This window comes from uncultured Oscillibacter sp. (assembly GCF_910579365.1).
GTDB lineage: Bacteria > Bacillota > Clostridia > Oscillospirales > Oscillospiraceae > Oscillibacter.
Genome location: NZ_CAJTUX010000077.1, coordinates 1 through 11,791 on the forward strand (window position 1 = coordinate 1; position 11,791 = coordinate 11,791).

General features: G+C 65.5%; 12 protein-coding genes. 2 read left to right on the forward strand and 10 right to left on the reverse strand.

The window, feature by feature from the left end; all coding sequences use genetic code 11:
• From QZ329_RS13275 to acpP, 8 genes are all read right to left on the reverse strand, one after another.
• Positions 1-932: nitronate monooxygenase (locus QZ329_RS13275; protein WP_295753403.1), on the reverse strand; the 932-nt coding region annotated here is incomplete at its 3' end.
• The gene (locus tag QZ329_RS13280; RefSeq protein WP_295753405.1) at positions 923-1,861 is read right to left on the reverse strand and encodes a nitronate monooxygenase; all 939 of its coding nucleotides are present in this window, start codon (positions 1,859-1,861) and stop codon (positions 923-925) included. The genes QZ329_RS13275 and QZ329_RS13280, both read right to left, overlap by 10 nt.
• A gap of 11 nt (positions 1,862-1,872) precedes the next feature.
• Complete coding sequence (locus QZ329_RS13285; protein WP_295753407.1) at positions 1,873-2,823, reverse strand: beta-ketoacyl-ACP synthase 3; 951 nt, start codon at positions 2,821-2,823, stop codon at positions 1,873-1,875.
• Entirely contained in the window at positions 2,820-3,632 is an 813-nt protein-coding gene (locus QZ329_RS13290; protein WP_295753409.1) for an acetyl-CoA carboxylase carboxyltransferase subunit alpha, read from the reverse strand. Before QZ329_RS13290 ends, QZ329_RS13285 begins: the two co-directional genes overlap by 4 nt.
• Positions 3,629-4,483, reverse strand: a complete 855-nt coding sequence (gene accD, locus QZ329_RS13295; protein ID WP_295753411.1) for an acetyl-CoA carboxylase, carboxyltransferase subunit beta — start codon at positions 4,481-4,483, stop codon at positions 3,629-3,631. The genes QZ329_RS13290 and accD overlap by 4 nt, the downstream gene beginning before the upstream one ends.
• Positions 4,480-5,865 carry an acetyl-CoA carboxylase biotin carboxylase subunit gene (accC, locus tag QZ329_RS13300; protein ID WP_295753413.1) on the reverse strand — a complete coding sequence of 462 codons (1,386 nt, stop codon included), beginning with the start codon at positions 5,863-5,865 and terminating at the stop codon, positions 4,480-4,482. Before accC ends, accD begins: the two co-directional genes overlap by 4 nt.
• Positions 5,859-6,278 (reverse strand): acetyl-CoA carboxylase biotin carboxyl carrier protein subunit, encoded by a 420-nt coding sequence (locus QZ329_RS13305; RefSeq protein ID WP_295753415.1) that lies wholly within the window; start codon positions 6,276-6,278, stop codon positions 5,859-5,861. The genes accC and QZ329_RS13305 overlap by 7 nt, the downstream gene beginning before the upstream one ends.
• Positions 6,279-6,413: 135 nt before the next feature.
• A complete protein-coding gene (acpP, locus tag QZ329_RS13310) occupies positions 6,414-6,641 on the reverse strand; it encodes an acyl carrier protein (RefSeq protein ID WP_295753417.1) in 228 nt (75 codons plus the stop codon).
• A 202-nt stretch (positions 6,642-6,843) separates the two neighbouring features.
• On the opposite strand from acpP, the gene trkA reads away from it, so the two are divergent.
• Both trkA and QZ329_RS13320 read left to right on the forward strand, forming a co-directional pair.
• Entirely contained in the window at positions 6,844-8,214 is a 1,371-nt protein-coding gene (gene trkA / locus QZ329_RS13315) for a Trk system potassium transporter TrkA (RefSeq protein WP_295753420.1), read from the forward strand.
• 14 nt (positions 8,215-8,228) lie between these two features.
• Positions 8,229-9,683, forward strand: coding sequence for a TrkH family potassium uptake protein (locus QZ329_RS13320; protein ID WP_295753422.1), 1,455 nt, complete (start codon positions 8,229-8,231; stop codon positions 9,681-9,683).
• 83 nt (positions 9,684-9,766) lie between these two features.
• Here the strand turns inward: QZ329_RS13320 and QZ329_RS13325 are convergent, their stop codons facing one another.
• Positions 9,767-10,357, reverse strand: a complete 591-nt coding sequence (locus QZ329_RS13325) for a hypothetical protein (RefSeq protein ID WP_295753424.1) — start codon at positions 10,355-10,357, stop codon at positions 9,767-9,769.
• A gap of 129 nt (positions 10,358-10,486) precedes the next feature.
• Positions 10,487-11,791: class I tRNA ligase family protein (locus tag QZ329_RS13330; RefSeq protein ID WP_295753426.1), on the reverse strand; the 1,305-nt coding region annotated here is incomplete at its 5' end.

An 11,791-nucleotide genomic window follows, 5' to 3' on the forward strand; every position in this document is an offset into this window, starting at 1 on the left:
GCGGTTTTGCAGTCACAGGCGGCAAGGCAGCGGTCGCAGCGGGTAATTTTCGGCTGCGTCCCCTCCTCCACCCGCCGGATCAGCGGGCTTTGCAGGGCCCGGCCCGGCATGCCCACGGGACTTTGGACAATGGTGATGTCTTCCGCCCTCGCGTCCAGCAGGGCCTGCTTATAGGCGGGGCTGGCGTCGCATTCCTCCGTGGCGATGAAGCGGGTGGCAAACTGGCCTCCCGCCGCGCCCTGGTCCATACAGCGGCGCAGCTCCGCGCCGTTCCGCACGCCCCCGGCGGCGAAGACCGGAATGTCCCGCCCATACTTCTCCCGGAAGGGGGCCAGGGCTTCCAGCACCTCTTCCAGCAGGGCGGACAGAAGCCTGGGCCGTCCCGCCTGGGCCTCCCGGGCCTCCTCGGGGGAGAAACCCAGGTGCCCTCCGGCCAGGGGGCCCTCCAGGACCACAAAGTCCGGGACCCGGCCATAGCGCCGGTCCCACAGCCTGCAGATCAGGGCGGCGGAGCGGCCTCCGCTGACCACCGGGGCCAGGGCCGCGGCGTCGTTTTCCACCTCCGCCGCCAGGCCGGGCAAATCCTTGGGCAGACCCGCGCCGCAGACCACCGCGTCCACGCCTGTCCGCAAGGCGGTGCGCACGCTGTCGGCGTACTGGGCGGCGGCCACCATAACATTTACAGCCACAAGGCCCGCGCCCTTCGCCAGCTCCTTTGCCCGTCCCACCTGACGGGCCAGGGCCCGGAGATTGGCCTCCCGGGCGTTCTCCCGGAAATCCGGCTCCCGAAACCCGCAGAAGGCGGCGGAGAGGGTCCCCATTCCGCCGTTGGCGGCGACGGCCCCCGCCAGCCTTTCCAGGCTCACGCCAATGCCCATGCCGCCCTGCACGATGGGAAGGGGCAGGGTCTTCCCCCGGATGCTTACCGCCATTCCCGTTCCACCTGTTCCAAAGCGGCCTTTCCGCCGTGATACAGCTCCTCGAAAATCTGCCGCAGGGGCCGGATCTCGCGAACCATACCGGCCGCCTGACCCATCATGACGCTGCCGCGCTCCACGTCGCCCTCCAGCACGGCCCGGCGCAATCCCCCCAGGGTGACGGTCTCCAGTTCTTCCAGGGTCGCGCCCCGTTTCTCCAGGGCCAGATACTCCCGGGCCATCTTGTTTTTCAGCACCCGCACCGGCCCGCCGATGGAGCGGCCCGTGACGGTGGTGTCGCTGTCCTTGGCCTTCAAGACGGCCTGCTTGTAATTCTCATGGACGGGGCACTCCTCGCTGGCCAGCAGGCAGGTGCCCACCTGGACGCCGCAGGCCCCCAGGGCCAGGGCCGCCGCCATCTGCCGCCCGCCGGCGATGCCTCCGGCGGCGATGACGGGCACGTCCACCGCGTCGATAACCTGGGGCACCAGGGCCATGGTGGTCATCTCTCCCACGTGGCCCCCGGACTCCGTGCCCTCGGCGATGAAGGCGTCCACGCCATAGCGGCTCAGGCGCTTGGCCAGCACCGCCGCCGCCACCACGGGGATCACGGTGATTCCGGCCTCCTTCCAGGCGGGGATAAACTGCCCCGGATTCCCCGCGCCGGTGGTCACCACCTGGACGCCCTCGTCCAGAATCAGCTGGGCGATCTCGGCAGCATAGGGGTTCATCAGCATCAGATTGACGCCAAAGGGCTTACCGGTCCGTTCCCTGGCCCGGCGTATCTCGCTTCGGACCCGGTCCGTGTCCCAGGCTCCGGTGGCGATCATGCCCAAAGCCCCGGCGTTGGAGCAGGCGGCGGCGAACTCGCCGGTGGCGATGTTGGCCATGCCGCCCTGGATAATGGGGAACTCCGTCCCCAGGATTTCATTCAGCTTTCTCACGGGCTTCCTCCTCACGCGAATTCGATCAAACAGCCGCCCCAGGTCAGGCCGCCGCCGAAGCCCACAACCAGCACACGGCTGCCAGGGCCCACTCTTCCCCGCTCGTGCAGCTCGCTGAGGACCAGGGGAATGCTGGCGGCAGAGGTGTTTCCGTACTCCGCGATGTTTTTATAGTACTTTTCCGGCGGGATGCGGTACTTCCGCACCGCCAGGTCGATGATCCGGGCGTTGGCCTGGTGGAAAACGAAAAAATCCACGTCCTCCACCGTCCGCCCGGTCTTTCGCAGCACCTGGTCCACGCACCAGGGCACCGCCTCTACGGCGAATTTGAAGACCCGCGTCCCCTCCATGGAGATCCGGCTCCGCTCCCCGGTCTCCGCGCCGGGGACCCGCAGCAGCTCTCCGTTCCCGTGGCAGCCCGTCACGGCGGCGATGGAGGGCCAGCCCTCCCGGCACTCCACCACGGCGGCGCCGGCTCCGTCGCCGAAGAGGATACAGGTGCCCCGGTCCTCCCAGTTGATGAGGCGGCTCAGATTTTCCGCCCCCACCACCAGGCCGAATTTCCGGCTGGAGGCGTTCAAAAGGCACTCCATGGTATGCAGGGCGAAGAGGAAGCCAGTGCAGGCGGCGTTCAGGTCAAAGCAGGGGATGTCCTCCGGAAGGCCCAGCTCCCCCTGGAGCGTACAGGCGGCGGCGGGCACCAGGGTCTCCGCCGACAGCGTGGCCACGATGCACGCGCCGATCTCCTCCGGCGCGACGCCGGCGCTCTCCAGCGCGCCCCGGGCGGCGGCGGCGGTGATGGCGGAAACAGGCTCCTCTTCGGTGCAGTAGCGGCGGGTCCGGATGCCCGTCCGGCTGGCGATCCACTGGTCTGTGGTGTCCACTATCCGCTCCAGGTCCCGGTTCGTCACCAGTCTGCCGGGCACGCCCCGGCCGGTCCCTCGAATCTTGATTCCGTTCATGACTCCTCCTTGAGGGGCTGGCCCATTTTCCTGAATTTCTGATACCGGGCCGCCGCGAGGCTCTGGCCGCTCTCCTTCAAAAGGGCCGCCAGATGACGGCTCAGGGCCCGGTCCACCTCCCGAAACGTCCCGGCGGGAAACCGGTGGGCGCCGCCCTCCGGCTCGGGGATCACGTCGTCCACCACGCCCAGCCCCAGCAGGTCCGGAGCGGTGAGCTTCATCAGCTCACAGGCCTCCCCGTGCCGTCCGGCGTCCCGCCAGAGGATGGAGGCGAAGCCCTCCGGGGACAAGATGGCGTACACCGCGTTTTCCAGCATCAGCACCCGGTCCGCCACGGCCAGGGCCAGGGCCCCGCCGCTGTTGCCCTCGCCGGTGACGGCGGCGATGATGGGAACGGTGAGTCGGCTCATCTCAAAGAGGTTCCGGGCGATGGCCTCCCCCTGTCCCCTGGCCTCGGCCTCCAGGCCGGGATAGGCCCCGGAGGTGTCGATGAAGGTGAAGACGGGGCGGCGGAACTTCTCCGCCTGCTTCATCAGACGGAGGGCCTTGCGGTATCCCTCCGGCCCCGGCATGCCGAAATTGCAGCGGAGGCTCTCCTCCGCCGTTCTGCCCTTCCGGGTGCCGATGACGGTGACGGGACGGCCGTGATAGAGGGCGATCCCGCCCAGGATGGCCGGGTCCTCCCGGCAGAGGCGGTCGCCCTTTTGTTCAAAGAAATCCGTGAACAGCGCGCCGATATAGTCGCTGATATGGGGCCGCTGGGGGTGCCGGGCCACGGCAACCCGTTCCGCGGCGGTAAGTCCGCTCATACGCGCCCTCCCTTCTCGTGGAGCCGCAGCAGGCGGGACAGGGTGTCCCGCAGCTCGCTCCGGGGGACCACCGCGTCCACAAAGCCGTGCTCCTCCTGGTACTCCGCCCGCTGAAAGCCCTCCGGCAGGGTCTCTCCGATGGTCTGCTGAATCACCCGGGGCCCGGCAAAGCCAATCAGCGCCCCGGGCTCCGCCAGGATGACGTCCCCCAGCGAGGCAAAGCTGGCGGTGACGCCGCCGGTGGTGGGGTCCGTCAGCACGGAGATATACAAAAGCCCCTTTTCCGAAAACCGGGCCAGGGCGGCGCTGGTCTTGGCCATCTGCATCAAGGAGAGAATCCCCTCCTGCATCCGGGCCCCGCCGCTGGCGGAAAAGAGAATCAGCGGCAGCCGGTTCTTCCCGGCGTACTCCACCGCCAGGGTGATTTTCTCCCCCACGGCGGCGCTCATGCTGCCGCACAGGTAGCGGCTGTCCAGCACGCCCACCACGCATTTCCGTCCGCCGATGGTCCCCGTGGCGGTGACGGCGGCCTCCGTGAGGCCGGTCTTCCGCTGGGCGGCGCGCTGCTTCTCCCGATAGCCGGGGAAGGACAGCGGATCGGCGGCGGGCAGCTTCTCGTTCAGTTCCCGGAAGCTGCCCGGGTCCAGAACGGTGCTGAGCCGGTAATAGGCCCCGATGGGGAAGTGATACCCGCAGAGGGGGCAGACGAAAAGGCCCTCCGCCACGTCCCCCCGCTGGCTCTCCCGGCCGCACTGGGGGCAGGCGGTCAGCCGGTCGCCGGGAATATAGTTGTCCCGGATGGCCTTCATGGCCAGCAGCCGGGCCCGGCGCTTGGCAAAGATGCCGTTCATACCTCCGCCTCTCTTTCCTCCACCCGGCGGCTGAAGTCCAGCAGCTCCGTCAGGTGCGCGTCCAAAAAGCCGGTGGTGCACCGGCCCCGGACAAACACGGGGTGAAACAAAATCTCATAGGACAGCTCCGCGTTGGTGGGGAAGCCCTCCAGGGTGAATTCCTCCAGGCAGCGCCGGAGCTTGCGGATGGCCTCCAGCCGGGTGGACCCGTGGGCCAGGAGCTTGGCGGCCAGAGAGTCGTAATAGGGGGACATGGCGCAGCCGTTGTACAGGCAGGAGTCCACCCGGACCCCCGCGCCGCCGGGGAAGTGGAGAAACTCCACCTTGCCGGGGCAGGGGCGGAAATCCTCCGCCGGGTCCTCGGCGTTGATGCGGCACTCCATGGCGCAGCCCCGGACCCGCACATCCTCCTGGGCGATGTCCAGGGGCAGGCCGGAGGCAATCCGCAGCTGCTGGCGCACCAGGTCCACCCCAGTGACCAGCTCCGTGACGCCGTGCTCCACCTGAATGCGGGTGTTCATCTCCATGAAGTAGAACTTCTCCCCGTCCACCAGGAACTCCACGGTGCCCGCGCCCTCGTAGCCCACGGCCCGCGCCGCCTTCACGGCGGCCTGACCCATGGCCGCCCGGAGCTCCGGGCGGAGTCCCGGGGCGGGGGCCTCTTCCATAAGTTTCTGGTTCCGCCGCTGGACGGAGCAGTCCCGGTCCCCCAAGTGGATGGTGCGGCCCTGCCGGTCCGCCAGAATCTGAACCTCCACATGCCGGGGATTCAGCACCAGCTTTTCCAGGTACATCTCCTCGCTTCCGAAACAGGCGGCGGCCTCCGCCCGGGCTTCGGCGTAAGCGGCGGGCAGGTCCTCCGCGCCGTCACAGCGGCGGATGCCCCGTCCCCCGCCTCCGGCGGAGGCCTTCAGCAAAACGGGGTAGCCCACTTCCTCCGCCGCCGCCAGAGCCTCCTCCACGGAGGCCACAGGGCCGTTGGAGCCCGGCGTTACCGGGACGCCCGCCGCCCGCATCAAGTCCCGGGCGGCGGATTTGGAGCCCGCTTTGCGAATCGCGTCTCCGGAGGGGCCGATGAAGGTCAGCCCCGCTTTCCCGCAGGCGTCGGCGAACTCCGGATTTTCCGACAGGAAGCCGTAGCCGGGATGAACGCCGTCGCAGCCAGTGGCCCGGGCCGCCGTCAGCAGCGCCGTCTGGTTCAGATAGCTGTCCGCCGCCCGGGCGGGACCGATGCACACCGATTCCGTGGCCAGCTGGACATGGAGGGCCTCGGCGTCCGCCTCGGAGTACGCGGCCACCGTCTCAATACCCAGCTCCCGGCAGGCCCGAAGAATCCGGAGGGCGATCTCCCCCCGGTTGGCGATCAGGACCCGCCTCAGCATGGCGTACAGCGCATCAGCGCCTCGCCGAAGGCCGCCAGCTGGCCGTTTTCCTTCAGCACCTCTTCAATCACGCCGTCGCAGGGGGCGGGGACCTCGATCATGGTCTTCATCGCCTCCAGCAGACAGACCGTCTGCCCCTTTTTCACCCGGTCCCCCGGGGAGACAAAGGGGGGCTTCTCCGGCGCCGGGGCGGCGTAAAACGTCCCCACCAGCGGAGCGGAAATCACGGTTCCTCCCTCTGCCCTGGGCGCGGCCTTCTCCGGGACGGAGGGCGCGGGGGCAGCCTCCGGAGCCCGGGTCCCGGAGACGCCTTTCCCCAATTCTATCGTAAAATCCCCCTGAGACAGCCGCAGCGTTTGCAGGCCGCTGGCGTCAAAGCGGGCCATCAGATCATAAATTTCCTGGTTGGTCATCGTCGTTCCTTTCCGCGCCCGGCCCCGCAGAGAAGCGGGACCTGCGCGCGCCTCCGGCGCGTCCCTTCCGGGACGCGGCTGTTACGGCAAAACGGCGCCGGAGGCGCTGGCGGAGGGGTTCCCCGTTCCTCCGGCTTACTTATGTTCCTCCAGATACTTCATAATGTCGCCCACGGTCTTCAGTCCGGCGACGTCCGCGTCGTCGATGGTAACGCCGCAGGCCTCCTCCAGCGCCATCACCAGCTCCACCGCGGCCAGGGAGTCCGCCCCCAGATCATCGGACAAGGACGCCTCCGGCGTCACCTGCTCCGCCTCACAGCCCAAGGTCTCCACAATGATATCGCGCACGTTCTCGAAGTTCATATTCGCGTTCTCCTTGTTTTTCGAAATATCAACTATTTTAACTAAAAATATTTAATTAAAATAATTGAACATATTTTACACAGGCGCTCCCCGGTTGTCAAGGAAAATTTTCACGGTTTGGCCCTTCCCTTTTTTGTGGATATCTTATATAATCAGGGTATTCTCCGGGGCGCGCAGCCCCGGCCTGTCTTTGGAGGCGCACATGAAAATCATCATCGTAGGCGCGGGCAAGGTGGGCTCGGCTCTGACCCAGCAGCTCTCCGCCGACGGACACAATGTCACGGTCATCGACCAAGACCCCCGGCTGATTGACAACATCATCAATATTTACGATGTGATGGGCGTCTGCGGCAACGGGGCGGTGTACAGCGTGCAGAAGGAGGCGGAGGTGGAAAAGGCGGAGCTGCTCATCGCCACCACCTCCAGCGACGAGCTGAACATTCTTTCCTGCCTGGTGGCCAAGAAGCTGGGGGCCCGGCACACCATCGCCCGCATCCGGAACCCGGAATACGAAAAGCAGCTCCGCTTCATGCGGGACGAGCTGGGCCTTTCCATGGCCATCAACCCCGAGCGGGCCGCCGCGCGGGAGATCGCCCGGGTTCTCCGTTTTCCCGCCGCCATGAAGGTGGAGTCCTTCTCCAAGGGCCGGCTGGAGCTGGTGGAGTACCGGCTCCCCGCCGACTCGGCCCTGGACGGGCTGGCGCTGGCGGATCTGTACCGGAACATTCGGGTCCGGGTGCTGATCTGCGCCGTGGCCCGGAAGGGGGAGACCATCATCCCCTCCGGCGACTTCGTCCTCCAGGCCGGGGACAAAATCTACCTCACCTCCTCGCCGGACCAGCTGGCTCAGTTCTTCCGGCACCTGGGGGTCTTCCGCTCCAAGGCGTCCACCGTCATGATCGTGGGGGCCAGCAAAATCTGCTACTACCTCACCAGCGAGCTTTTGTCCATGGGCATGGCCGTGAAGATCATCGACCGGGACGAGCGGCGCTGCATCCAGATGGGGGAGCAGCTGCCCAAGGCCCTGGTCATCGTGGGGGACGGCACGGACTCCGACCTCCTCCATGAGGAGGGCATCAGCCAGACCGACGCCTTCGTTGCCATCACCGGCATCGACGAGGCCAACATTCTGATGAGCATATGCGCCGCTAAGGAGTCCGGAAACAACTGCAAGGTCGTCGCCAAAATCAACCGGAAATCCCTGGTGGACCTGGTGAGCAACGAGAGCATGATCGACAGCGTGATTTCCGCCCGCTCCACCACGACGGAGCTCATCGTCCAGTACGTCCGGGCCATGGAAAGCGCCTCCGGCGCGCAGATCAAGACCCTCCACCGGCTGGTGGACGGCGCGGTGGAAGCCCTGGAGTTCGGCGTGCCGGCGGACGTGCCCTTCATCGGTGTGCCCCTGAAAAATCTGAAGCTCCGCAACGGCCTTCTGCTGGCGGGCATTGTCCAGCGGAGCGGAAAGATCATCATCCCCTCCGGCAACGACTGCCTCAGCCGGGGGGACGACGTCATCGTGGTCACCACGGACACCTCCCTTCAGGACATCCACGACATTTTACAGGAATAAAGGAGGCCGCCGTTTTGAATTATCAAATGATCGGCTTCGTCATCGGGCGGATTTTATGGACGGAGGCGGTCCTGCTGCTGCTGCCCGCCCTGACGGCGCTGCTGTATGGCGAATCGGTCCTCCCCTTTTTGGGGACCATCCTCCTGCTGCTGATTGCGGGACTGCCCTTCCATAAAAAGCCCAAGCAGACGGCGCTGTACGCCCGGGACGGTTTCGCCGTGGTGGCCCTGGCCTGGGTGCTGATGAGCGCCTTCGGTGCCCTGCCCTTCCTGATCTCCGGGTACATTCCCAACTTCATCGACGCGTTTTTCGAGACCGTCTCCGGCTTCACCACCACCGGAGCCACCATATTGACGGCGGTGGAGCCCCTGAGCCAGAGCATTCTCTTCTGGAGGAGCTTCACCCACTGGATCGGCGGCATGGGGGTGCTGGTGTTCGTCATGGCCATCCTGCCCATGACCGACGGACACGGGATGCACCTGCTCCGGGCGGAGATGCCGGGTCCCTCCGTCGGCAAGCTGGTAAGCCGCATGAGCGACACCGCCAAGATTCTCTACGGCATCTACCTGGTTATGACCCTGGTGGAGATCGTCCTGCTGGTCCTGGGGGGAATGCCCTTTTTTGACGCCTGCATCCACTCCTTCGGCTCCGCGGGCACCGGCGGCTTCAGCAGCAAGAACCTCAGCGTGGGAGCCTATGACAACGCCTATTTTGATGTAGTGATTGGAATTTTCATGCTGCTTTTCGGCGTGAACTTCAACCTGTACTACTTCCTTCTCGTCCGCCGCTTCCGGGACGTGTTCCGGTCCGAGGAGCTGTGGGCCTACGCCGCCATTGTGAGCGCGGCGGTATTGGCCATCGCTGCGGACATTCTTCACATGTACGAGTCCTTCGGCCAAAGCCTCCGCTACTCCTTCTTTCAGGTGGCCTCCATCATCACCACCACCGGCTACGCCACGGCGGACTTCAACCTCTGGCCCACCTTTTCCAAGGGCGTCCTGGTGGTCATTATGTTCATCGGGGCCTGCGCCGGGTCCACCGGCGGCGGCATCAAGGTGGCCCGGATCGTCATTCTGGCGAAAACCTCCTGGGGAGACATGCGGAAGATGCTTCACCCCAACGCCGTCACCACCACCCGGTTCGAGGGCAAGGCCCTGACGGACAAGCACATCCGCAGCGTCCACCTGTTTCTCACGGTGTACCTGATTGTCTTCACCGTCTCGTTCCTTCTGCTGAGCCTGAACGGCTTTGACATTGTGACCACCTTCACCGCCGTGACGGCCTGCATCAACAACATCGGCCCCGGATTGGAAGTAGTCGGCCCCATGGGGAACTTCTCCGGGTTCACTTGGTGGTCCAAGCTGCTGCTGTCCTTCGACATGCTGGTGGGGCGGCTGGAGATTTTCCCCATGCTGCTGCTGTTCGCCCCCTCCATCTGGAAGCGGCGGCGGATTATCCGGCGAATGTGACGCAAAAAACCACCCCGGACACAGACTTGTGTCCGGGGTGGTTCTCTAGTACATGATCGTGTATTATGATGCTCGCCGCTTCATCAGGCGCGAATATCCACGGCGGGCTCCTCCGCCTGTACCGGCGGCGGGGACTGCGCCGCCCGCATCTCCGCCCGGGCCTCCCGAAACGCCTGCCCGTAGACCGCCGCAACCTCGCTGAGAAATTTGTTCTCCGCCTTTGTGCGAATCTCCGTCCAGCCTCCGCCAAGGCTGTTGTAGCTGGCGATCACCTCGCCGTTGGGGGCGCGAACCTCAGCGCTCTGCCCCTCCGGGCGGATTTGAATCCGCGCGGAGCACTTTCCCGCCAATTTGTCCAGCAGCCTTTCCAGCAGCTCCTGCAAGGGGTCGGGCTCCTGCAAAACCTCCTGAATCGCGGACGTCACCTGCGCCATCGGTCCGGCGCGGTCCGGGGATACATACTGCCGCATCTGTTCCCGCTGCATCAGGATGCACCCGCCCGACATATAATCGCCCCGCTTGGCGTCCTCCCTGGCGTATGCCGTCAGCCGCTTGACAAAGCCGTCCGTCATGGCGCTCTTCGCGGTTTTCTCGGCCTCCTCCAGAATTTTGGGGCTCGTCCCCCACCGGACGGTTCTGCCGGTTCCCGGACCTCCCGCGCGTTCCATTCTCATCCTGCGCCAACCCCCTTTCCTTTGGGACGCCGCAAATCCGTTGCCGCGCATCCCTCTTTTATATTATATCGTCCAATTCCCCCAAAAGGTTTATACGGGGCCGCGAAAAACACAGCGGCGATGTTCCGCTCACCCCAGCGCCCTGGCCGACTCCTCCAGCTTGGCGATGAGCTCCCGGAACTTTTCGGCCTTCTCCTTCTCGGCATTCACCACCGCCTCCGGGGCCCGGGAGACAAATTTCTCGTTGGAGAGCTTCTGCTCCACGATGCGAAGGCCGTTCTCCGCCTTCTCCTTCTCCTTGGCGATGCGCTCCCGCTCCGCTGCCAGGTCCACCAGCTCGCTGAGGGGCAGGTAAGCCGTGGCGTTGTGGGTGACAATGCTCACCTGGCCCGAGAGGTCCGCCGGGGCCTCCTCCGCAAAACGCACCTGGGAGGCAAAGGCCAGCCGCTGGAGGAAGTGGAGGCCCTGCTCATAGGGCGACCGCGCGGCGGTGACCAGCAGCACCTCCGCCTTCTTGCTGGGGGGCACGTTCATCTCCGCCCGGCGGGCCCGGATGGCCTTGATGGTGTCCATGACGGCCTCCATGGCGGCCTCCTCCCGGGGGAAGGCCAGGGCGTCCTGATACTCCGGCCACTTCGCCAGCATGAGGAATTTGTCCTCCGCCCCCGCCCGCTTGGGCAGGGCCTGGAAAATCTCCTCCGTGATGAAGGGCATGAAGGGGTGCAGCAGCTTCAAAAGCTCCGTCAGCACATAGCAGAGGACGTTCCGGGCGGTGTTCTTGGCGGCCTCGTCCTCGCCGTTCAGGCGGGTCTTGGTCAGCTCAATATACCAGTCGCAGTAGGTGTCCCACAGGAAGTCGTACACCTTGGCGGAGGCCACGCCGATCTCGTAGCTGTCCAGATTCTCCGTGACCTCCTTCACCAGGGTGTTCAGCTTGGAGAGGACCCACTTGTCCTCCCGCTCCAGGGCCTCCGCCGCCGGGAGGGCGTACTCCGTCATGTCTCCCAGGTTCATCATGACGAAGCGGCTGGCGTTCCAGACCTTGTTGGCGAAGTTCCGCATGGCCTCGCACTTCTCCGTATAGAAGCGCATGTCGTTTCCGGGGCTGTTTCCGGTGATGAGGTTGAACCGCAGGGCGTCCGCGCCGTAGGTCTCCGCCACCTCCAGGGGGTCGATGCCGTTGCCCAGGGACTTGGACATCTTCCGGCCCTTGTCGTCCCGGACCAGTCCGTGAATCAAAACGGTGCGGAAGGGGATTTTCTTCATCTGCTCGCAGCCGGAGAAGATCATCCGGGCCACCCAGAAGAAGATGATGTCGTATCCGGTGACCATGACGGAGGTGGGATAGTAGAAATCCAGGTCCTCCGTCTTCTCCGGCCAGCCCAGGGTGGAGAAGGGCCACAGGGCGGAGGAGAACCAGGTGTCCAGCACGTC